This window comes from Campylobacter vicugnae, from assembly GCF_002139875.1.
Classification (GTDB): Bacteria; Campylobacterota; Campylobacteria; order Campylobacterales; family Campylobacteraceae; genus Campylobacter; species Campylobacter vicugnae.
On record NZ_CP018793.1, the window covers coordinates 374,785 to 395,911 of the forward strand.

The 21,127-nt window shown below is 31.9% G+C and carries 24 protein-coding genes; 23 read left to right on the forward strand and 1 reads right to left on the reverse strand.

Annotation, left to right across the window (positions count from 1 at the left end; all coding sequences use genetic code 11):
• The first annotated feature begins 23 nt into the window (after window positions 1-23).
• The 6 genes from CVIC12175_RS02000 (at window position 24) to CVIC12175_RS02025 (ending at window position 4,706) form a co-directional block, all read left to right on the forward strand.
• Window positions 24-617 carry a hypothetical protein gene (locus CVIC12175_RS02000; protein WP_086302516.1) on the forward strand — a complete coding sequence of 198 codons (594 nt, stop codon included), beginning with the start codon at window positions 24-26 and terminating at the stop codon, window positions 615-617.
• A 31-nt stretch (window positions 618-648) separates the two neighbouring features.
• Window positions 649-933 carry a hypothetical protein gene (locus CVIC12175_RS02005; RefSeq protein WP_086315818.1) on the forward strand — a complete coding sequence of 95 codons (285 nt, stop codon included), beginning with the start codon at window positions 649-651 and terminating at the stop codon, window positions 931-933.
• A gap of 224 nt (window positions 934-1,157) precedes the next feature.
• Window positions 1,158-1,904, forward strand: coding sequence for a hypothetical protein (locus CVIC12175_RS02010; RefSeq protein ID WP_152023629.1), 747 nt, complete (start codon window positions 1,158-1,160; stop codon window positions 1,902-1,904).
• 204 nt (window positions 1,905-2,108) lie between these two features.
• Window positions 2,109-3,182 (forward strand): AAA family ATPase, encoded by a 1,074-nt coding sequence (locus CVIC12175_RS02015; protein ID WP_086302512.1) that lies wholly within the window; start codon window positions 2,109-2,111, stop codon window positions 3,180-3,182.
• The gene (locus tag CVIC12175_RS02020) at window positions 3,175-3,774 is read left to right on the forward strand and encodes an RloB domain-containing protein (RefSeq protein ID WP_086302510.1); all 600 of its coding nucleotides are present in this window, start codon (window positions 3,175-3,177) and stop codon (window positions 3,772-3,774) included. Before CVIC12175_RS02015 ends, CVIC12175_RS02020 begins: the two co-directional genes overlap by 8 nt.
• 521 nt (window positions 3,775-4,295) lie before the next feature.
• Window positions 4,296-4,706 carry a hypothetical protein gene (locus CVIC12175_RS02025; RefSeq protein WP_086302508.1) on the forward strand — a complete coding sequence of 137 codons (411 nt, stop codon included), beginning with the start codon at window positions 4,296-4,298 and terminating at the stop codon, window positions 4,704-4,706.
• On the opposite strand, the gene CVIC12175_RS02030 is transcribed toward CVIC12175_RS02025, so the two are convergent.
• Window positions 4,707-5,096: a hypothetical protein gene (locus CVIC12175_RS02030; RefSeq protein WP_086302506.1), complete on the reverse strand. Its 390-nt coding sequence runs from the start codon at window positions 5,094-5,096 to the stop codon at window positions 4,707-4,709.
• 118 nt (window positions 5,097-5,214) lie between these two features.
• On the opposite strand from CVIC12175_RS02030, the gene CVIC12175_RS02035 reads away from it, so the two are divergent.
• The 17 genes from CVIC12175_RS02035 to CVIC12175_RS02115 all read left to right on the forward strand — a co-directional run bounded on the left by CVIC12175_RS02035 (window position 5,215) and on the right by CVIC12175_RS02115 (window position 21,100).
• Window positions 5,215-5,640, forward strand: a complete 426-nt coding sequence (locus tag CVIC12175_RS02035; RefSeq protein ID WP_086255859.1) for a hypothetical protein — start codon at window positions 5,215-5,217, stop codon at window positions 5,638-5,640.
• A gap of 109 nt (window positions 5,641-5,749) precedes the next feature.
• The gene (gene pglE, locus CVIC12175_RS02040) at window positions 5,750-6,844 is read left to right on the forward strand and encodes a UDP-N-acetylbacillosamine transaminase (RefSeq protein WP_086302504.1); all 1,095 of its coding nucleotides are present in this window, start codon (window positions 5,750-5,752) and stop codon (window positions 6,842-6,844) included.
• Window positions 6,841-8,622: a UDP-N-acetylglucosamine 4,6-dehydratase (configuration-retaining) gene (pglF, locus tag CVIC12175_RS02045; RefSeq protein WP_086257140.1), complete on the forward strand. Its 1,782-nt coding sequence runs from the start codon at window positions 6,841-6,843 to the stop codon at window positions 8,620-8,622. Before pglE ends, pglF begins: the two co-directional genes overlap by 4 nt.
• 1 nt (window position 8,623) lies before the next feature.
• On the forward strand, window positions 8,624-9,529 hold the full coding sequence (locus CVIC12175_RS02050; protein ID WP_086246832.1) for a PDC sensor domain-containing protein: 906 nt from the start codon (window positions 8,624-8,626) through the stop codon (window positions 9,527-9,529).
• Window positions 9,513-10,124, forward strand: a complete 612-nt coding sequence (gene hisH / locus CVIC12175_RS02055; RefSeq protein WP_086255862.1) for an imidazole glycerol phosphate synthase subunit HisH — start codon at window positions 9,513-9,515, stop codon at window positions 10,122-10,124. The genes CVIC12175_RS02050 and hisH overlap by 17 nt, the downstream gene beginning before the upstream one ends.
• Window positions 10,125-10,835 carry a 1-(5-phosphoribosyl)-5-[(5-phosphoribosylamino)methylideneamino]imidazole-4-carboxamide isomerase gene (gene hisA / locus CVIC12175_RS02060; RefSeq protein ID WP_086257138.1) on the forward strand — a complete coding sequence of 237 codons (711 nt, stop codon included), beginning with the start codon at window positions 10,125-10,127 and terminating at the stop codon, window positions 10,833-10,835.
• A gap of 64 nt (window positions 10,836-10,899) precedes the next feature.
• Window positions 10,900-11,265 carry a chemotaxis response regulator CheY gene (locus CVIC12175_RS02065; protein WP_086255864.1) on the forward strand — a complete coding sequence of 122 codons (366 nt, stop codon included), beginning with the start codon at window positions 10,900-10,902 and terminating at the stop codon, window positions 11,263-11,265.
• Window positions 11,265-12,077: a 50S ribosomal protein L11 methyltransferase gene (locus tag CVIC12175_RS02070; protein WP_086255865.1), complete on the forward strand. Its 813-nt coding sequence runs from the start codon at window positions 11,265-11,267 to the stop codon at window positions 12,075-12,077. Before CVIC12175_RS02065 ends, CVIC12175_RS02070 begins: the two co-directional genes overlap by 1 nt.
• On the forward strand, window positions 12,077-14,005 hold the full coding sequence (gene ftsH, locus CVIC12175_RS02075) for an ATP-dependent zinc metalloprotease FtsH (RefSeq protein ID WP_086302503.1): 1,929 nt from the start codon (window positions 12,077-12,079) through the stop codon (window positions 14,003-14,005). The genes CVIC12175_RS02070 and ftsH overlap by 1 nt, the downstream gene beginning before the upstream one ends.
• On the forward strand, window positions 13,998-14,609 hold the full coding sequence (locus CVIC12175_RS02080; RefSeq protein ID WP_086302501.1) for a phosphatidylserine decarboxylase: 612 nt from the start codon (window positions 13,998-14,000) through the stop codon (window positions 14,607-14,609). Before ftsH ends, CVIC12175_RS02080 begins: the two co-directional genes overlap by 8 nt.
• Window positions 14,602-15,333, forward strand: coding sequence for a CDP-diacylglycerol--serine O-phosphatidyltransferase (pssA, locus tag CVIC12175_RS02085; protein ID WP_086246825.1), 732 nt, complete (start codon window positions 14,602-14,604; stop codon window positions 15,331-15,333). The genes CVIC12175_RS02080 and pssA overlap by 8 nt, the downstream gene beginning before the upstream one ends.
• A 125-nt stretch (window positions 15,334-15,458) precedes the next feature.
• Window positions 15,459-16,976, forward strand: a complete 1,518-nt coding sequence (locus CVIC12175_RS02090) for a 2-isopropylmalate synthase (RefSeq protein WP_086302498.1) — start codon at window positions 15,459-15,461, stop codon at window positions 16,974-16,976.
• A gap of 124 nt (window positions 16,977-17,100) precedes the next feature.
• Window positions 17,101-17,694, forward strand: a complete 594-nt coding sequence (locus CVIC12175_RS02095) for a hypothetical protein (protein WP_086255868.1) — start codon at window positions 17,101-17,103, stop codon at window positions 17,692-17,694.
• Complete coding sequence (locus CVIC12175_RS02100) at window positions 17,681-18,070, forward strand: hypothetical protein (RefSeq protein ID WP_086255869.1); 390 nt, start codon at window positions 17,681-17,683, stop codon at window positions 18,068-18,070. Before CVIC12175_RS02095 ends, CVIC12175_RS02100 begins: the two co-directional genes overlap by 14 nt.
• A gap of 285 nt (window positions 18,071-18,355) precedes the next feature.
• Entirely contained in the window at window positions 18,356-19,474 is a 1,119-nt protein-coding gene (locus CVIC12175_RS02105) for an ABC transporter substrate-binding protein (protein ID WP_086255870.1), read from the forward strand.
• A 283-nt stretch (window positions 19,475-19,757) separates the two neighbouring features.
• Entirely contained in the window at window positions 19,758-20,807 is a 1,050-nt protein-coding gene (locus tag CVIC12175_RS02110) for a flagellar basal body P-ring protein FlgI (protein ID WP_086255871.1), read from the forward strand.
• Window positions 20,807-21,100, forward strand: coding sequence for a rod-binding protein (locus CVIC12175_RS02115; RefSeq protein ID WP_086257136.1), 294 nt, complete (start codon window positions 20,807-20,809; stop codon window positions 21,098-21,100). The genes CVIC12175_RS02110 and CVIC12175_RS02115 overlap by 1 nt, the downstream gene beginning before the upstream one ends.
• The last annotated feature ends 27 nt before the right edge of the window (window positions 21,101-21,127 follow it).

Here is a 21,127-nt window from a genome sequence, read left to right on the forward strand (position 1 = left end):
AAATATGAAAGGAAGTAAGAAGTATGGTTACAGCTAATGGTATGGCTCATTTTGCTCCAATGATGAGATTAGAAGCTCCACAGCTAAATATAGGTAATCCTTTTAAAGATTATATAGCCCAGGCTATAGCAGAAAGGGAGCTAGAGTTAAAAGAAAAGGGATTAGGCTTAGATGAACAAAAGTTAGCTTATGCAGCTGCTGATGCTGAAGCTGGTAGAGACCTTGCTAGAGAATTAGCTGGGCAAAAGGCAAAGGATACTAAAGATCTTTTAAAGCTTGAGTATAGTCACAAGAACAATCTTTATAATAAAGCTAAAGCTGATGAGGATTTAAAACAAAAAGAGAGTAATCAATATTATGGATTGTTAGAAAGCTTAGCAGACCTAGGTACAGATATATCAAATCCACATAATTTTTTTACAGCAGCTCGTACATATGCTGAAGCTTCAGGTCTTACTGATGTAGTAAATTTTTATACTAATAACGGAACCGAAGCAGCAAAGCTTAATAATTTATTTATGCAAAATTATATGAATAAAAATGTGACAGGAGATAGTATAAAAGGGTATAGTGGAGATGGTAAGACTAAGAAGATAAATTTTATAAATAAAAATTAAATAAAATATAACTTAAAAGGAAAAACATATTATGAATAAACTAATAATTAAATATATAGGTATGTTCTTTTTATTTTTAATTTTAGTTTTAGGGTGTATGGGGTTTATCATATATGATAAATTAATGATAGAGTATGAAAAACATATAAAAGAGGTGATAATGTGGAGTATAGATAATAGTGAAATAAAAGATCAAGGTATAAATATAGCTCAATGGGATATTGTAGGACAGGAGATAGAAAGAATAAAAAAATTGAGCAATCCTAATGAGATGTTTAAAGAGCTATATAGGGGGGGGCTAGTGGTAACGATCTAGCTCAAAGAGAGATAAATGAAGTTGATTCACAAGAGTTAGAAAAGGTAGGAACACAACAGTTAAAGAGGGTGGCAGAATTACAATCGATCATATTTAGAAGTGGTACATTTGATAGGAAATTAGATGCTTTAATACAAACAGATAAATATACAAAAGATATGCCTTTTGGTACAGGAGACTTAGATAAACTAGCTCCTGCTTTTGGGAATGCTATAAGAAAACAATTGTCTGAAGAAGATTTTAGAAAAGATCTTAAAAAAAGATATTCTAAATTTTCTCAAAAAGATATTGATGACACAGTTGAGTTATATAAAGATGTCTCATCAATCTTTAACCAAGAGATGAATTCTAAATTGAATGATATACCTTTAAAAAATTATGATGCTATTATGAAAGCGTATAATGATCATAAAGAGTACTTTGGAAAAGATAGTAAAACTTTTAAAAGTCTTATAAATCCTAAAGATGTATTTGATCGTTTAAAGGGTAGTAATGGTAAAGAGAGATTGTTTATAAGTTCTTTACTTGCTACTTTACCTACAGAGGATTTGGTAGGGATGTTAAAAGATAAAGGTACTAAAGGTTTTAATGCTGTTATGGAGCTTTTAGATTCTAGACCTGAGAATAGAAATTCATTTAATTCTGCTATTACTGCTGCTAATGAAGTCTTAGGTAATATGGGAAGTAATATTGGTCCAGACATTATCAAAGCAGTTATGCTACATAATAGTATGGGACTAGAGAATTTAGTATCTATAAATCCTAATATAGCTAATCTATCTGTAAATGATAGGGTATATAGAAATATATTAGACGATGATGGTAATGTAATCGGTAGAGAAGATACTGGACTGCTTAGAAATAACTATAATCCTATGATGTTTGTAGAGTTAGCTAAACTGTTAAAAGGATTAGAAGATAAAAGAACATTAAAAAATCAAGGTAAGAATATGATTAATCAAGGTTTATAATAAACTGATATAATACCTTTATCTTAATATCTACGGATATTAACCGAGTTCCTTAATGGGACTTGGACTTTTAATACAAAAATTAAAATCTCTAAATACATTGCAGATAGATTAATTTACAATAATAAATATTCTAATTATAAAAAATATAAGCATTTTTTTTGTTTATATTTTATATAATGGTAGAATTAAAAAGGATATTCTATGATAAAATATTTTAAAGTATCAGGATATAAATCTATAAAAGAGCCTATAGAATTAGATTTAAATCCTAAAGGGAAAAGAATTAAAGGGACTAAATATGAATATAACTATTTTAACAATAGGTTACCTAAATCAGTATTTTTATTTGGGCAGAATGCAGTAGGTAAAACTAATGTTTTAGAATCTATAGATAATCTATTTAATATTATAAATAAAGGTATAGACTTAGAACAACAAAAAACTTTTATAAATGCTTCTACAAATGAGTTAAAATACCACTTAGAGGTAATCTGTGGTAATGACCTATATACTTATAAATTAGAAATAAATCAAGAGAAGATACTATATGAATATCTATCTAAAAATAACGAACAATTTTATGAATTTAAAGATGATACTTTAGTTTCTAATCGCTATAAAGATTTTAAATCTTTACTTTCTGTTAAATCTAAAACTACTATTCTTCAAAAGTTAAAAGATAATATAATTTTAGAAATTTCTGAATTTATAGAATATGATTGTATGTTTTATAAGATAGAGCATGGAATGCGTGGTTATAAGATAAGAGATGAAGAGATTAAAATATTTTTTGAAAGAAAGAAAGATGCTGTTATAAATATTCTTACAATATTAGATAATAGCATAACTGATTTTTACTTCTTAGATTTAAAAGATAACTCTTATAAGATGATCTTAAAACGAGGAGATATAGATTTTGGTATAGAGCTAGAAAGTAGTGGGATTAAAAAAATAATTTGGTTAGTCCCAATTATAATATTTACTATGGAAAATGGTGGAATAACCCTTATAGATGAGTTAGATAGCTCTATAGGTACTATATCATTAATTAGATTTTTAAATAGTACAATAAACTCAGAAGATAATAAAAAGGGTCAATTCTTAATAAGTACTCATAATCCTTTACTCTTTGATACAGAGTTATTGTCTCCAGATCAAATATATATAGTAACTAAAGAAGATTATGCTACTAAGATAAACTCTTTAGATTCTTTTGAATTAAGAAAAGATAAAAGAAAAGCTTATTTAAATTTTCTTAGAGGTGATTATGAGTAAAATAAAACCTAGGATAAAAATAGAAGTTATAGTAGAAGGAGCCACTGAAGAAAATTATTTAAAAGAATTCACAAAACATAGTTTTGATGAAACTCTTAGGTTTAATTTTCACAATGTAAAGGGTGGTAGTTATCACTCTATTACTAAAAAGATAAGATCTTTTAAAGGCTTATCTGACTCTACTATATTTATCGTAACTGATATAGATAGATTAGCTAATGATGAAAATGAGCTTAGTAATTTTGAAATTATGTTAAAAGTACTAAATGAGTTTAAATATAGTTTTGCCTTTATAACATATCCTAATTTTGAAGGATTTTTATCACCTCATTTTAATCCTTATGAAAATAATATACTAAAAAGATTAAAGTTAAAAAACAAGGATGAGTTAAAATCTAAAAAAGATATCTATAACCATATCGTAAGAAATGGTGGTAATTTTGATAATATTTTTAAAAGATATAAAAAGGAAAATTTATGTTGTTATAAGAGAGAAAATAAAACTATATTTGATAAATCTAAAATACGACTAGAGCAATCCTCATTTATATATTTTATAGAATATTGTAATGGTTTAAAAAATAAAAAATAATGTTATAATTAAAAAATCAAATCATATTTTGCTCTGCAAAGAGAACAAGCTCAAAGCTTATGCTTTAGGGTACCCAGCCTAGTAGCTGTGGTATTTATATTTTAACTATGATGTAATACTAAGACTTTGAATAATCTATAAGAGTACCACTCCCTTTGCAGATATTATTATAGAGCTGTGAGTGGTCTGGTACAAGAATTGTAACTAATTTTGACAAAAATAATACTTAAATTTTTTCATATATTTTTATAAAATTATACTAAATTTATACTACATTTTTATTTAATATTCAGCTAGTTTAAATTAATGAGAAACTAAGTTATTACACTTTTATTTAATTTTTATGATATAATCCGTTTTAATTTTAGATTAAAGTAAATTTAAGGATTATATTTGATAACTGATTTGATTAATAATGTACTACCTCAAACTAATAAATCTCCACTAAACTCACAAGAGAAAGTAAAAGTGAAGATTAATAAAAATGAGCAGGTGTATTACTAGATATTGAGTGGATGACTATGGTAGGAGCTGCAGCAGCAAGTGGAGCTGCTATGGGGTTGAGTGCTGGTAGTAATGGTGGGAGTATAGGATCAGCACTATCTTCAGCTCTAACATCTCCAATGACATATATATCTTTAGCTGTAAATTTAGCTCTGAATATGTATGGCAGTAGCTTAGAAGCTAAGATAAAAGGTATGCAAAATGAGTTAAAAGAGATGGAGGAGAACTGGGAGAAAGAAGTTGATTCTAGAGTTAATCCTTTAGGTGGAATAGGTAAAACTAGTTCAGCAGGAGATGAGGACTTTGATAACTTCTATTCTTTAATGGATCAAGAATATTTATCTCAATCTCTATTCTTAGCTTCAGATGTAGAGATGAGTTCTCCAGTGTTTAATGATAGTAAATATGATAATACTAGGAAGGTATAATTAAAATATACCTTCAAATCCCCATACTAAAAAGTATTTCCAAAGATGTTCTAAATATAGATAAGATAAGACAATCATTGAGATATAAGCTAAGGCTTGTACTATTCTTACATATTTAAAAGATTTTGTAATATCAAATTTAAACCTTTTAATACTGTAATATAAAATAATGTTTGATATAGGAGATAGAAGTAAAAATAAAGAATGATTTAACAATAGCTCTCTTTTATCATCAGTTGTACATAACTTTTTACCAAGTAAAAAAGATAAAACAAAATATATAAACAATGCTCCAAAGAATATTAAAGTGGTTTTACAACAATATATAAAATGTTCCTTTATAGGGTTTTGTAAGAATATTTCCATAAGTTTTAATTGGTATTTAGACATGTTTATCCTTTATGTTTTCGTAATTATACTTTTAATTGTATTAAAAACTACTTGATTATTTTTAATAATATCTCTATAATGTTTTAATATATTTTTAAATTAATTTTAAAGGAGATGTATGCCTATAAATGAGTTTGAAGTGTTAGAGAAAGTTACTAGAAAAGCCCAAGAGAAGATGTCTTCTTTAGGTGCTTCTACAGCTTTAGATAAAGAGATGGAAGAATTAAATAATAAAGCTAACATACAAAAAGCTTTTAATGCTATGAAGTTTCTTAATTCTAAGAGTATAGAAGATGGATATAACCTACTTCAAAAAAATGAAAAAATAGATGGAGAGTTACAAGAAGCTCAAGATTTAAAAGACACAGCAATGGAGTCTTTGCTTTTAGATAATGTTACTGAGTTTTCAGATTATAATAGAGATAAATCCACACATGTAGCTGATTATAGTCTTTCAGCTAAGTGGAAAGATATGGGACTTAGATTAGCTTCTGGGATATCTCAAGGTACAGGACTTTTTGGAGATTACGCAGCTATTTTATAAAATACAATTAAAATATTTATCTTTAAAATATCTACTAAGTTTTTAATTATTAATTCTAACTTTATCCTAACTTTGATAAAATATAGCCATTAATTAATAGAGGAATATAATGGCTAGAGTTTTTTTAAGCGCTCCGTATATGGGTGGCAATGAACAAAAGTATATAAAAGAGGTGTTTGATAGCAATTACATAGCACCGCTTGGTGAGTTTGTAGATAGATTTGAAAATAGTATAAAAGATTATACTAAATCACCAAATGCAGTAGCTCTTAGCTCAGCAACTGCTGGATTGCATTTAGCGCTTAGAGTTTTAAAAATAGGCGATGGCGATGCTGTTTTGGCTTCATCTTTTACATTTGCTGCTAGTGTAAATCCTATAATGTATGAAAGATGTGAGCCTATATTTATCGATTGTGATGAGAGTTGGAATCTTAGCCCAAAACTTCTTAAAGAAGCGATTGCTAAAAGTCCTAAAAAGCCAAAAGCACTAATTATAACCCACTTATATGGCCAAGCAGCAAAGATGGATGAGATAGTAGAAATTTGTGCTGAAAATAATATAGCTATTATAGAAGATGCAGCTGAGGCTTTGGGCGGATTTTATAAAGGCAAAGCACTTGGAAGTATTGGCGATATTGGAGTTTATAGTTTTAATGGAAATAAGATCATAACCACAGGTGGTGGCGGTATGTTAGTTAGCCATGATAAAAACATAGCTAATAAAGCTAGATATTACAGCACGCAAGCAAGAGAGCCGCTACTACATTATGAGCATTTAGATTATGGGTATAATTATAGACTTAGTAATGTTTTAGGCGCTATTGGAGTGGGGCAGATGGAGGTCTTGCAAGATAGAGTAGAGAGAAAAAGGCAGATATTTGATATCTACTCAAATTTACTTGGTGATCTGGGCGAGTTTATGCCTGAAATTCCAAATTCGCGTGGCAATAGATGGCTTACTACGCTTTTATTTAAAGAGAAAAATAAGCATTTAAAAGTTATAGAAGCACTAAATAAACATGATATAGAAAGCAGACCACTATGGAAGCCAATGCACCTTCAACCAGTATTTAAAGGTGCTAAATGCGTTGTAGATGGCACGAGTGAGGATTATTTTAGTAGAGGAATTTGCCTTCCAAGTGGTGCTGATATGAGTGATGAATTAGTAGAAAAAGTTGCTAATATCGTTAGGAGTGCGCTGTGATTAGGGCTACTAAGAGGCGTAGAATAGCATTTTTTTTACTATGCGATATTTTGATATTTGCATTTAGTATATATTTTGCTTTTTTACTTAGATTTAGCGGGGATATACCTGAGATATTTATTCCTGGAATGATATATAGTGGGGCGATTTTACTTGTGATAAAGATCGCTATGCTGTGGGCTTTTCAAATTTATAGAGTGCCGTGGAGATTTTTTGGATTAAATGAGTCTAGAAAGATTACGCTAGCTTGTCTGCTTTGTGCGGGAATATTTTTTGGAATATTTTTGTCTTATGAGGAGATCTTTGCTCCTTTTCCAAGAAGTGTTATTATTATAGATGCGCTTCTTTCGGCTATTATGGTAGGTAGCTTAAGAATTTCAAAACGAGCTTTAATGGACTTTAAAAAGGCTAAAAATGGCAAACCTTGCGTTATTATAGGCTCTACTTCTAAAACTCTACAAATCCTAAAAGGACTCAAAAGTGGATATGCAAACTATTACGCCGTAGGTATAGTAGATGGTAGAAAAGATCTAGTAGGCACATATTGCGATGGCTATCAAGTAGGTCATAAAGATGAGCTAAAAAGCTATATAGAAGATGGCGTAAAAAGCGCTATAATAGCTCTAAAACTTATGCCAAATGAGCTTAAAGAGCTATATGATGAGCTAGATACTTTAGGATTTAAAGATATTAAAATATTTTCTTTAATTGGGCAAAAAAATGAGGGAATTACAGATATTAGCATAGAAGATTTACTAGCTAGAAAACCAAAAGACCTCGATAGTGCAGCTGTTGAGTCGTTTATAGGTGGCAAGGTAGTGATGGTTACTGGAGCTGGTGGAACAATAGGTAGCGAAATATGCAAGCAGTGCTTGAAATTTGGTGCTAAAGAGTTAATAATGGTAGAACATAGCGAGTATAATCTATATCAGATTAATGAAGCAACCAATGCTGATGAGCGTAATCGCTTAGTTATGTTAAATATCACTCATATTAATGAATTTGATTTTGTATTTTCTAAATTTCGCCCAGATATAGTGATTCACGCAGCTGCATATAAGCATGTTCCATTATGTGAGTTTAATCCCTTAATTGCTGTGCAAAATAATATAATGGGAACTAAAAATGTTATAGATTTAGCCAAAAAATATGAAACTAAAAAGGTAGTGTTAATCTCAACTGATAAGGCTGTAAGGCCGACAAATATCATGGGAGCTACTAAAAGGGTTTGTGAATTATATGCGTTAAATTCAAATACCAACTCTACTGAGATTGTTGCAGTTAGATTTGGTAATGTGCTAGGAAGTAGCGGTAGTGTTATACCTAAATTTAAAGCCCAAATAGCAGCTAATGAGCCACTTAGCGTAACTCATCCTGATATTACAAGATATTTTATGCTTGTTAGTGAGGCGTGTCAATTAGTGCTTCAAGCAGCTAGCATTGCAAGTGGTGGTGAGCTTTTTGTGCTTAATATGGGTGAGCCAGTTCGTATCGCTGATATGGCTAAAAGAATGCTAAGATTAAGCAATAAGGAGCATCTTGGAATCAAATTTGTAGGCTTGCGTCCGGGTGAGAAGCTGTATGAAGAGCTTTTGATTGATCCAAATGATGTAGCAACTAAATTTGAAAGTATCTTTGTAACTAAAAGCCAATCATATGATATCGATCTATTAAATAGTCAAATTTCTGATCTATTACAAAGTCAAAATGACGCAGAAGTTGAGCAAAGATTAAAACTTATTGTGCCTGAGTTTAATCATAATAAAAATAGGAATTAATGTGATTTTTAAAGAGATTGAAGAATTTAGCGAGATACGCTATAAGGCTAGAGCCTATTTATGCCATCTTTTAGATAGAAATATACCAAATAATCTCCCTGGTGTAAGCGCTCAAAATATTAAAGATGGTTTTGATAAAATTGCACATGAGGTTGATAGCTTTGATGCATTTTATATATTGGATAAAAATGGAATTCAACTAGATAATACCATAAGCCTAGATTCTAAAAATATATCTGGTAAAGGAATGAATAGAAGTAATAAGGCGTATTATTATAGATGTGTTCGTGAGAAGCGATGCGTATTAACTGATCCATATCCATCAAGCCTTACTAATCGCCTTTGTGTTACAGCTTCAATGCCTATATATAATGATAAAAAAGAGTTGCTTTATATAGCGTGTATGGATATTGGGTTAAAAGAGCTTTTAGCTATTATCAGCCCTGGTTCTGTAGATGGAATATTTGGTAAATTTACAAAATTTATATATTCGATTTTTTCTATTGCTCTTTTTGCGATCTCATTGGTTTTATTTGTTCATGGTATAAAGAGCTTTGTATTAAAAAGCTTTAATGAGATTAATATTAGCGAGGTTTTTGAATCCACTATTGTGCTTACTTTAGCACTGGCAATATTTGATCTTGTTAAGGCGATATTTGAAGCTGAGGTTTTAGGTCGGCCAAATCACCATCAAAATGGCGGTAGTAGAACAATGGTAAGATTTATAGGGAGTATTATTATAGCTTTAGCTATTGAATCTCTTATGTTGGTATTTAAATTTGCAATTACTGATCCAAGTCAGATATTATATGCGATATATCTTATTGGCGGAGTTGGTTTTTTGATGATTGCACTTAGTTGCTATCTGTTTATTTTAAGAAGGAGTAGTGTTGATAGGGATCATTGATTATGGTGCTGGAAATATAAGAAGCGTTCAAAATGCCATTGAGTTTTTAGGAGCTAAGAGTGAGTTAGTAAGCGATGCTGATCGTTTAAAACAATATAGTAGATTGCTATTACCTGGAGTAGGTGCTTTTGGTAAGGCGATACAAAGATTAAGAGATACAAATTTAGATAATGCAATTTTAGAGTTTATAGCTAGTGGTAAGCCGTTTCTTGGGATCTGTCTTGGGATGCAACTTTTGTTTAAAAAGAGCTATGAATTTGGTGAGCATAGTGGTCTTGGGGTTATTGATGGGAGTATTATTAAATTTGATGAATCTAAATTTGATAAGCCTCTTAAAGTACCACATATGGGCTGGAATATGGCTAAATTTACTAAACAAAGCAAGATTGTAGATGGCCTTGGCAAGAGTGCTTATTTGTATTTTGTTCATTCATATCATGCTGTTTGTGATAGTAAATTTGCTTTAGCTTATACTGAGTATGGGTATGATTTTGTCAGTGCTGTGGAGTATGAAAATGTCTATGGATTTCAGCCTCATCCTGAAAAATCACATGAGAGCGGACTAAGAATAATTAAAAATTTTATGGAGATGTAGATGGAAAAATATATGGCAATAGATTTAAAAGAAGGTAAAGCAGTTAGACTATCAAAGGGATTAATGGATAGTGCTAAAATTTACTCAAATGAGCCGTGGGAGCTAGCTAAGAGATTTAGCGATGCTGGGACTAAGTGGTTGCATATTGTAGATTTAGATGGAGCATTTGCTGGAGATGCTGTAAATTTAAAAACTATAGAAAAAATTGTAAATGCTACAAATTTAAATATACAAATTGGCGGTGGAGTACGCAATGAAGAGCGTATAAAAAGCTATTTAAACTCAGGAGTTAGTAGGTTGATTTTGGGTTCTGTTGCACTTAAAAATCCTGAGTTTGTAAAAGAGATGGCTAAAAAATATAGAATAGTTGTAGGAATAGATGCTAAAGATGGGTTTGTAGCAGTAGAAGGATGGGCTGAGGTAAGTCAGATAAGAGCTACTGAACTTGCTAAGCTATATGCAGATGCTGGAGTTGAAGCGATAATTGCCACAGATATTAGCAAAGATGGTATGCTGTGTGGGTTAAATTTAGAATTTACATCAAGCATTGCACAAGCTAGCAGCATTGATACGATTGCAAGTGGCGGTGTGGCAAGTTTAGCTGATTTAGAGGTTGCAAGCAAAGTCAAAGGCATATCAGGAGTTATAATTGGAAAGGCATATTATGAAGGTAAAATAGAACTTAGTGACATTTTTGGAAATAATTTTTAACTATTAAAGTTATTTTAAAAGTAATTTTAGATAAAATATCATCAAAGTTGTGAAAGGATAGTTAGTGAAGTTATTAGTTGTTGATGATAGCTCTACTATGAGAAGAATTATAAAAAATACGTTAGAAAGACTCGGTCATAGTGATGTGTTGCAAGCAGAGCACGGCGTGGAAGCTTGGGATATACTTTGTCAAAATCCAGATATTGGAGTTTTAATCACAGACTGGAATATGCCTGAGATGAATGGCCTAGAGTTAGTAAAAAAGGTTAGGGCTGAGTCTAAATATGAAAATATGCCTATTATAATGGTAACCACAGAGGGTGGTAAGGCTGAGGTTATTACAGCATTAAAAGCTGGAGTGAATAACTATATTGTTAAGCCTTTTACGCCGCAGGTTCTTAAAGAGAAACTTGAAGACGTTCTTGGGTAATGAAAGATAAATATTACGAATTAAAAGTCATATCCTCACAAATAGAGCCGTTAAAAGATCTTGTATTTGAATTTGGATTTACCTGTATAGAAGAGATCGATGGTGGCTTTATCATTAGAGACGAGGAGAGTTTAGACGATACTAAGTGGGGACTTGAAGAGTTTGCTAGTCGCTTTGGCTGCGAGATAACTACTGACTTACAAATCAAAGATAATATAGATTGGATTAATGAGTATAAAAAAGGCATAGCTCCAGTTGCTGCTGGAGATTTTTATATTAGACCTAGCTGGGAAAAGCCTAAAGATGGATTGATTGATATTATCATCGATCCGGCTCTTGCCTTTGGTTCTGGACATCATGAGAGTACAAACTCATGCCTAAAATTAATCTCAAAATATGCTAAAAACTATAAAGAAGCATTAGATGTAGGTTGCGGTAGCGGAATTTTAAGTATTGCTATGGCAAAGCTAGGTTTAAGTGTTAGTAGTTGCGATACAGATGAGTTAGCAGTACAAAGTACATCTCATAACGCCAAAATAAATGGTGTAAATATAGAAGATATTTGGACTGGTTCAGTAACAAACAGTGATAAAAGCTATGATATAGTAGTAGCAAATATTATTGCTGATGTTATACTATTTCTTGCAAATGACCTAAAATCCAAAGTAAAAACTGGTGGCTTACTAATTTTATCTGGAATTTTAACAAAATATAAAAGTAGAATTATAGATGCCTTTAGTCAATTTGAGTTAGTAGAGAATTTAACTCAAAATGAGTGGGAGAGTTTTGTATTTAAAAATCAAGGAAAATAATGGAAAATAAAAATCAACCAAATCAAAATAATAATAACTTTTTTAATAAAAATCCTATTTTGGTATTTGCAATTTTTGCTATAGTTATGGTGCTAATATTTAGAAGTATGAGTCCTGATGAAATGGGTATTTCTAGTGCAAATTCAAAAAATATTAGCTATTCAGAGTTAAAATCTTTAATTAAATCAAAGCAAATTAATGAAGTAGTAATTGGTCAAACCACTATAAAAGCTAGTGGAAATGGTCAAACATATATAGTAAAAAAAGTTGCTAACGATCAAACTTTAGTTCCACTTTTAGAAGAGAATAACATCAGTTATGGAGCATATAGTGAGAGTAATTGGCTAAGCGATATGCTATTTTCATGGGTTATTCCTGTGTTTATTTTCTTTGCAATCTGGATGTTTTTAGCCAGTAGAATGCAAAAAAATATGGGTAGCGGAATCCTTGGTATGGGAAGTAGCAAAAAGCTTATAAATAGCGAAAAGCCAAAGGTTAAATTTGATGATGTAGCTGGCGTTGAAGAGGCTAAAGAAGAGGTAAAAGAGATCGTAGATTTTCTTAAAAATCCTGAACGCTATATTCGTCTTGGTGCAAAAATTCCAAAAGGTGTGCTATTAGTAGGCCCTCCAGGTACTGGTAAAACATTACTTGCCAAGGCTGTTGCTGGTGAGGCTGAAGTTCCATTTTTCTCAGTTTCTGGTTCAAGCTTTATAGAGATGTTTGTAGGTGTGGGCGCAAGTCGTGTTAGAGATCTATTTGAAAATGCCAAAAAAGAAGCACCTGCTATCGTATTTATAGATGAAATTGATGCTATTGGTAAGAGTAGAGCAGCTGGTTCTATGATGGGCGGTAATGATGAGAGAGAGCAGACTTTAAATCAGCTTTTAGCTGAAATGGATGGATTTGATAGCGATAAAAGTCCTGTAATAGTTCTAGCAGCAACTAACCGCCCAGAGGTTTTAGATGCGGCACTTTTAAGACCAGGTAGATTTGACCGCCAAGTTTTAGTTGATAAACCTGATTTTAAAGGGCGTGTTGATATATTAAAAGTACATAGCAAAGAAGTTAAGCTTTCAAATGATGTAAATATGGATGAGATAGGTCGCTTAACTGCTGGTTTAGCTGGAGCTGATTTGGCTAATATCATTAATGAAGCTGCTCTTTTAGCAGGTCGTTCTAATAAAACTAAAATTGATCAACAAGATCTAGTTGAAGCAGTTGAGAGAGCAATTGCAGGTTTAGAGAAAAAATCTCGTCGTATAAATCCAAAAGAGAAAAAGATAGTTACATATCATGAGTGCGGACATGCTTTAATAGCTGAAACTACAAAAGGTGCTGATAAGGTTACAAAAGTATCGGTAATACCGCGTGGTATTGCAGCTTTAGGTTATACACTTAACGCCCCAGAAGAGAATAAATTTTTAATGCAAAAACATGAGTTGATTGCTAAGGTTGATGTATTACTAGGTGGTAGAGCTGCTGAGCAAGTATTTATTAAAGAGATTAGCACGGGTGCAAGTAACGATCTTGAACGCGCTACTGATATTATAAAAGCAATGGTATCAATGTATGGAATGACTGATGTAGCTGGCCTTATGGTGCTAGAAAAGCAACGCAATGTATTTTTAAATGGAGGCCAAACTCTAAAAGATTATAGCGATGATATGGCGCAAAAATTAGATGAGTTTGTAAAAAACTTCTTAAATGAGAGATATGAAGCAGTTTTATCTACTCTTGAGTTGTATCGTGGTGCTATAGAGAAGATGGTAGAATCTTTATATGAAGAAGAGACTATAGAGGGTGATAAAGTTAGGGCGATTATTAAAGAATTTGAAGAAGCAAATGGCTTACCTACTCGCTTAGTAGATGTTGAAGATGAGAATTCAGACATCAAAAAAGCAAAAGAGAATCAAGTAGATGAATAATCTAGGAATCATAAGCAAATATGGATATAAATGCATCACTATTTCGGTGGTGCTTTTAATACTATCTTGGATTTTTGATTTTTGGTTTAGTTTTTTTACTATCTTACTTTTAGCTACTTTGTGGGTTTATAGAAACCCTGAAAGACTACCACAAAGCGAAGATTCTAAAGCTATATTGTCTCCTATTGATGGAGTTGTAGAAGATATTAAAAAATGCAATTATAATGGTCGTAGTTATAGTGAAATTTTAATTCGCTCAAGAATTATTGATTGTGGTGTTTTGCGTGCTACTTGTGATATGGAGATATCTGATATTAAAAGGCGTAATGGTCTAAATTTGCATAGTAGCGATTCAAACTCAAATTTATTAAATAACCGAGCTACCATAATATCTAAAAATCAAGATATTATACTTCGTATTAGTACTTCAGCACTTACATCTAAGATTTATTTAGAAAGTATAACTTATGTTAAATCTGGTCGTAGAATAGGCTTTATTAAAGATGGCAAAGTCTCTCTTTTAATGCCTTTAAATACGAGAATATCTCTTACCAAAGGTGATAAAGTAAAAGCTTGTAATATTATAGGTTATATAGATGAGTAGTAATAATAAATTAATATATATACTTCCAAATTTATTTACAGCAGGTAGTGCATTTACTGGTATTATCAGTATTTTAGCTAGTGCTAATGGCGAATTTGGAAAGGCTATTTTTTATCTTGTAATCTCTCTTGTGCTTGATGGGCTAGATGGTAGAGTAGCAAGATTAACCAAAACCACATCTAAATTTGGTGTAGAATTTGATAGTTTGGCTGATTTAGTTGCTTTTGGTGTAGCTCCAGCTATGTTGTTTTATTTTAGTATTGGAGATGAATTTGGCAGATTTGGTTCATTAATTACAGCTATGTTTGTAGTATTTGGAGCTATTAGATTAGCTAGATTTAATGTTACAACTAATGAAAATGAACCAAATATGTTTATTGGGCTACCGATTCCTACAGCTGCTATAGTCGCTGGATTTTGGATTGGAATTTATAATAAATATGAGATTATGCAAGGATATGAGTGGATATTTATTATTTTAATGAGCGTGCTTTCTATACTTATGGTTTCTAATGTACGCTATCCAAGCTTTAAAAAGGTTGATTTTAGTCGTGCTAATTATATTAAAGCTCTTGTAGTGCTTGTAATACTATTTTCACTTTTATATCTATATCCTTTAGAATCAGCTACTGCTTTGATTTCTATTTATACTACATATGGTATAATTCGTGCTGTTTGGGCGAGATTTTTTGCCAAAAATATCAAGATAAAGGAACAAAAATGATAGCAAATAGTAAAAAAATTTATATATTTATCTATAAACTTTCTCTCCTTAATCTGCTCTGTAGCTCCTTTTAATAACTCTATGCATAGCATACTATAAAATATATTAAATTTAAGGATAATAAAATGGATAAAAATAAAATTATAATTTTTGATACAACATTAAGAGATGGTGAGCAAAGCCCTGGTGCATCTATGAATACTGAAGAGAAAATTCAAATTGCTCTTCAATTAGAACGCCTTGGCGTTGATGTTATGGAAGCTGGATTTGCTGCTGCTAGTCCTGGAGATTTTGATGCGATTAATCAAATAGCCAAACAGGTAGAATCCATTAAAGTTGCTAGTCTTTCAAGAGCTCTTGAGCGTGATATAAAAGCAGCAGCCGATGCAATCGCTCCAGCAAAAAATAGAAGAATTCACACCTTCATCGCTACTAGCCCAATCCATATGGAACACAAGCTTAAGATGAAGCCTGATGAGGTTATCAAAAGAGCAGTTGAAGCGGTACAATATGCTAAAAGTTTTGTAGATGATGTTGAGTTTAGCTGCGAAGATGCAGGTAGAAGCGATATATCATTTTTAAAAGAGATATGTGATGCGGTGGTAAATGCTGGTGCTAAGACTTTAAATTTGCCTGATACTGTAGGTTTTAGATTGCCATATGAGATAGCTGATATGGTTAGAATTATGAGTGAGTACATTGGAGATAGAGCTATTATATCAGTTCATAATCACAATGACCTTGGACTTGCAGTAGCAAATACTCTAGCAAGTATTAAGGCTGGAGCAAGACAGGTAGAATGTACTATTAACGGTCTAGGCGAAAGAGCTGGTAATGCAGCTTTAGAAGAGATCGTTATGGCGATCAAAACAAGAAGTGATGAATTTAGTGGATTATATACTGATATCGTTACTAAAGAGATATATGCTACAAGTCGTCTAGTAGCTAGTATTACAGGTATAGAACCACAACCAAATAAAGCAATCGTTGGTAAAAATGCATTTGCTCACGAGAGTGGTATTCATCAAGATGGTATGTTAAAATGTGCTCAAACATATGAAATAATCAAAGCTGAAGATATAGGAGCAGAGAAAAATGCTCTAGTTTTAGGCAAACATAGCGGTCGTCATGCCTTTAAAGATAAGTTAGTAAATTTAGGTTTTGATCTAAATGATGAAGAGATAAATGAAGCGTTTAGCAAATTTAAATTACTTTGTGATAAGAAAAAAGAGATTTTTGATGATGATATTAGAGCGCTTGTAAGTGATGAGATTATCAAAATTCCTGAGATTTATACAATCGAAACTTTAAGCACTAGCTCATGCAACTCAGGCCATTCAAGTGCAGCTATTAGTATTAAATTTAATGGTGAGATTATTAGTGATGCAGCTCTTGGCAATGGTACAGCTGATGCGATATTTAAGGTAATTGATAGAATAAGTAAGGTTGCTGGAGAGTTAAAAGATTATAAAGTCTCAGCCGTATCTCAAGGCAAAGATGCTCTTGCGAAGGTTACTGTAAAGGTGGCCTTTGGTCCTAGTGAACCTCCATTTATAGGTCATGGTTTAGATATAGATACTATGATGGCAAGTGCTAAAGCCTATGTAAGTGCTTTAAATAGCTATTTAAGTATGAAAAAATAGGTTTAAATTTGAATTTGGCTACTCTTTTAGCCAAATTCACTCAAAAATTAAATTTACCCACTAAAATACAACATATTTAACTAAAAAATCCGATATCTATAATAAACTTCTAAAAGGAGAAAATATGCAAATAAATGGCACAAATAGCTTAGATTTTTTAAGCATTAATCCAAATTCGCAAGATAGCATTGAAAGAATTAAAGAGGCTGCAAGCAAGATTGACGCAAGTGAGCTAACAAGAGGCTATCATATGCAGTTTATGCAACAAAGCTTTGAATTATCAAATGGTAATTTTAATATGCAAGTTAGCTTTATGAGTCTTAGCTTTGGGTTTAATAATCAAGATAATAGCTTTAATAATTTTACTCAAGAATTAAAAGATTTACTAAATCAAAATATAGATATTACTGGTTATAGCGGTAAGCCAATTGGCGACCTAAGCCCACAAGAAGCGAGTGATTTAATAAGCGATAGTGGATATTTTGGTATTGATAATACTGCAAATCGCATAGCTGATTTTGTTATTAATGGGGCTGGAGATGATGTAGAGATGATGAAAAGCGGCTTAGAGGGAGTAAAAGAGGGTTTTGCTCAGGCTGAAGCTTTATGGGGTCAGGCTTTACCTGATATCTCTCAACAAACAATGGATAAAACTCTAGATAGAATCAATCAAGCCATTATGGAACTTAGTGGTAATGTGGTTAATGTTACTGCGTAGTCTATTCTTATTTATATTACTGCTCTTAGTAGCTGGCTGTACAGCTGCTAAGAATCACGTAGAAATTGCTAAAAACAGCTATATAAAAGGCGTTATAACTTCAATTAGTAAAGTTAGTAGTGGTTATGTTTATATTATTGAATCTACTGATACTAGCAACGGTAAGCTCAGATCAGCTCAAGGATTTAGCTCTAAGCCTTGCAATGTTGGTGATTTGGTATATGCTAGATTAAATGGAGCTAAATTTGACTATTTTGCTATTTTGGTTACTGGATTTGAGCGAGTGCAAGAACCAGCCATTATCAAAAAACATCATCGAACCAAGCAAAATCTCACCACAGATAATATCCCAATTGTTGAAAATATTGAGTTTTAATCCATTATAAAAGCGATAATAATTTTTATAAATAAAATTTTTTATCATTTAGCCTTTAGAGTGATAATCTTTAATATATAATTTATCTTAAATCTTTATTTGAGTTTAACTTTAACCAGGCTATCTTTTTTATATTTTTTATCCATTAAATCTAAGCATAAATTCAAATTTCTTAAAGTCAAATTTAGATAAAATCATATCTCATAGTTGCTAATTAAAATTTGTAATAGCTTGTAATTTTAGCAATAATAGATTGATAATAACAGATTAAAACAAAGGATATAAATGAAAAAGTTTTCATTAATTGCTTTAGCTGCTGCGGTGGCTATTAGTTCAGCTGCTGCTAAAGAGATTAAAATCGGTGTAGTTTTACCTATTACTGGTGCTGTAGCGGCATATGGTCAAACAGCATGGGCTGGTATTAAATTAGCTAACAAGCTAGAACCAACACTAAAAAATGGAGATACTATTAGTTTAGTATTAGTAGATAATAAAGGCGATAAAGTAGAGACAGCTACAGCTACTACAAGATTAGTAAGCGAAGATAAAGTAAGCGGTCTAATCGGTGCAATGGTTACTGGTAATACTCAGCAAGTATTACAAATCGCAGATGAAAAAAAGGTGCCTATGATAGCTCCAGCCGCTACAGCTGATAAGCTGCTAGACCGTGCTAAATACGGTGCTAGAGTTACATTTATGGATTCATTCCAAGGGACTAGTTTTGCTTCATGGGCAGTAAGTCAAGGTATGAAAACAGCTGTGCTAGTAGTAGATCAATCTACATCATATTCGATCGGTCTAGCAAGAGCCTTTAAAAAAGAGTTTGAAAAACAAGGCAGCAAGCTACTAAAAGAGTTAAAAATTAGTAGTGGCGATAAGGATTTTAAAGCGATAGTATCACAAATAAATAGCTTAAATCCTGATCTAGTGTATATGCCATTTTATCATCCAGAAGCTGCGCTACTAGTACGCCAAGCTAGACAAATAGGGGTAAAATCACAATTTGCTAGTGGTGATGGTGTATCAAATGATACATTTATCGAGCTTGCTAGCGATGCATCAAATGGATATCTATATACAGATGCATTTGATAGCTCAAACCCACCAACAGCCAAATCAAAAGCCTTTGTAGAAGCATATGCAAAAGAAAATGGTGATAGTAATGTCCCTGGATTTACAGCACTTGGCGCTGACTCATACTATTTAATGATAGATGCGATGAATAGATGTGCTGATGGAGCTGATAGAGAGTGCGTAAATAAAGAGATCAAAAATAGCAAAAACTTTGAAGGCGTATCAGGTATAATAAATATCGATAAAAAAGGTAACGCAGAACGCTCAATAGTAATCAAAGAGATTGCTGGCGGTAAGGCGATGTATAAAGATACTGTAAATCCTAAGTAATTAAAGTTTTTAATATTACTTGGATTTAATATTATTTAAATTCGAGATTATTACGCTTATTTATATTTACTCGCAATGACAAAAGCTGTCGTTGCGAGTAGTAAAACTACAAAACAACTCTTAAGGCTTTTGAAATTTGAATTTATAGTTATTTAAATTTAAGATTGTCACACTTATTTATTTGTGAAGATTATACTTCTTATAATAGCTTATAAAATAAATTTGGAATACAAATTGCTTAAATACTCAAAATTGTTTGAAATTACAAATAAAAAGGACTTGTATGAGAGCAATCAGATTAATATTTATATCCTTATGTATGGCTGTAAGCTTGCAAGCTACAACGATCAAAGAGCTAGCTAGCGTAGTAGGAGTAAGAGATAACCAACTTATTGGCTATGGTCTAGTAGTGGGATTAAATGGCACTGGCGATGGAAGTAGTAGTGAATTTACTATTCAATCGCTATCAAATATGCTCCAAACTGTAAATGTTAAAGTAGATCCAGATGATATCAAGTCTAAAAATACAGCTGCAGTTATGGTAACAGCTAAGCTTCCTCCGTTTGCTCGTCAAGGCGATAATCTAGATGTAACTGTAAGCTCTATTGGTGATGCTAAAAATTTAATTGGCGGGACACTTCTTCTAACAGCTCTAAAGGGTGTAGATGGCGATATATATGCATTAGCTCAAGGTGCTTTGACTCTTGGAGGTTCTACAACAAAGGGTGGCAATCACCCAACAGTAGCTACTATAATGAGTGGAGCGCTAGTAGAAAAAGAGGTGGTATATGATATCTACAATAAACCAAGTGCGAATTTAAGTCTAAAAAACTCAAGCTTTCAAACTGCAATTGATATGCAAAATGCGATTATAGCCAAATTTGGTAGCGGTTCAGCTATGGCCTTAGATCCAAGAACTGTTAACATTACAAAGCCAGAAAGAGTTAGTATGGTGGAGTTTTTAGCTAGTGTATTGGATATAAAGATGGATTATAAAGCCGAAGAGAAGATTATAATCGATGAGCGAACCGGTACAATAATAAGTGGAGTAAATATTAAGGTTGAACCTGTGATAATATCTCATGGTGCTATAACTATACAGATAGATGATAGTGGATTTGACCCAGCAGCTCCTAGTGCAGGTGATGTAGATGTAGGTAATGTAGCTATAAATACAAATACAAATACTATTAAAATTAATGAAAATGATATAACAGTGGCAAATATCACAAGAGCCTTAAATAAACTAGGTGCCACACCAAAAGAGATAATAGCAATTATTGAAAATTTAAAAAGAGCTGGTGCAATCCACGCTGGTGTAGAGGTGATATGATGAGAGTAGATACAAGTGCAGCATTAAATGCATATAATGCATCAAGCACGCAAAATCTAGGTAAGATAAAACCAGTAGATGATGTAGCATTAAAAGAGCAAACTGATGCTTTTGAGGCATTTTTAGTCAAAGAGGTTTTAGATATTGCTTTAAAAAATGAAAATCCACTATTTCCTGAAGATCCAGGTGATAAGATTTATAACTCAATGTATAACGATGCTATGAGTAGAGCATTAAGTGGTGGATTTGGATTTTCGCAAATGTTGTATGATTTTTTAAAAGAGAGAGCCTAAATAAAAGTTGAATTTTTCCGATTTAGC

Excerpts from the sequence above, each read along its gene's own strand:
- hisA (WP_086257138.1), top strand. The coding sequence starts at position 10,125 with ATGGAAAAATATATGGCAATAGATTTAAAAGAAGGTAAAGCAGTTAGA.
- CVIC12175_RS02030 (WP_086302506.1), bottom strand. The coding sequence starts at position 5,096 with ATGTCTAAATACCAATTAAAACTTATGGAAATATTCTTACAAAACCCT.
- CVIC12175_RS02090 (WP_086302498.1), top strand. The coding sequence starts at position 15,459 with ATGGATAAAAATAAAATTATAATTTTTGATACAACATTAAGAGATGGT.
- CVIC12175_RS02095 (WP_086255868.1), top strand. The coding sequence starts at position 17,101 with ATGCAAATAAATGGCACAAATAGCTTAGATTTTTTAAGCATTAATCCA.
- CVIC12175_RS02025 (WP_086302508.1), top strand. The coding sequence starts at position 4,296 with ATGGTAGGAGCTGCAGCAGCAAGTGGAGCTGCTATGGGGTTGAGTGCT.
- pglE (WP_086302504.1), top strand. The coding sequence starts at position 5,750 with ATGGCTAGAGTTTTTTTAAGCGCTCCGTATATGGGTGGCAATGAACAA.
- pssA (WP_086246825.1), top strand. The coding sequence starts at position 14,602 with ATGAGTAGTAATAATAAATTAATATATATACTTCCAAATTTATTTACA.
- CVIC12175_RS02035 (WP_086255859.1), top strand. The coding sequence starts at position 5,215 with ATGCCTATAAATGAGTTTGAAGTGTTAGAGAAAGTTACTAGAAAAGCC.
- ftsH (WP_086302503.1), top strand. The coding sequence starts at position 12,077 with ATGGAAAATAAAAATCAACCAAATCAAAATAATAATAACTTTTTTAAT.
- CVIC12175_RS02115 (WP_086257136.1), top strand. The coding sequence starts at position 20,807 with ATGAGAGTAGATACAAGTGCAGCATTAAATGCATATAATGCATCAAGC.
- CVIC12175_RS02110 (WP_086255871.1), top strand. The coding sequence starts at position 19,758 with ATGAGAGCAATCAGATTAATATTTATATCCTTATGTATGGCTGTAAGC.
- CVIC12175_RS02080 (WP_086302501.1), top strand. The coding sequence starts at position 13,998 with ATGAATAATCTAGGAATCATAAGCAAATATGGATATAAATGCATCACT.
- CVIC12175_RS02105 (WP_086255870.1), top strand. The coding sequence starts at position 18,356 with ATGAAAAAGTTTTCATTAATTGCTTTAGCTGCTGCGGTGGCTATTAGT.
- CVIC12175_RS02070 (WP_086255865.1), top strand. The coding sequence starts at position 11,265 with ATGAAAGATAAATATTACGAATTAAAAGTCATATCCTCACAAATAGAG.
- CVIC12175_RS02100 (WP_086255869.1), top strand. The coding sequence starts at position 17,681 with ATGTTACTGCGTAGTCTATTCTTATTTATATTACTGCTCTTAGTAGCT.
- CVIC12175_RS02005 (WP_086315818.1), top strand. The coding sequence starts at position 649 with ATGAATAAACTAATAATTAAATATATAGGTATGTTCTTTTTATTTTTA.
- CVIC12175_RS02020 (WP_086302510.1), top strand. The coding sequence starts at position 3,175 with ATGAGTAAAATAAAACCTAGGATAAAAATAGAAGTTATAGTAGAAGGA.
- CVIC12175_RS02015 (WP_086302512.1), top strand. The coding sequence starts at position 2,109 with ATGATAAAATATTTTAAAGTATCAGGATATAAATCTATAAAAGAGCCT.
- CVIC12175_RS02000 (WP_086302516.1), top strand. The coding sequence starts at position 24 with ATGGTTACAGCTAATGGTATGGCTCATTTTGCTCCAATGATGAGATTA.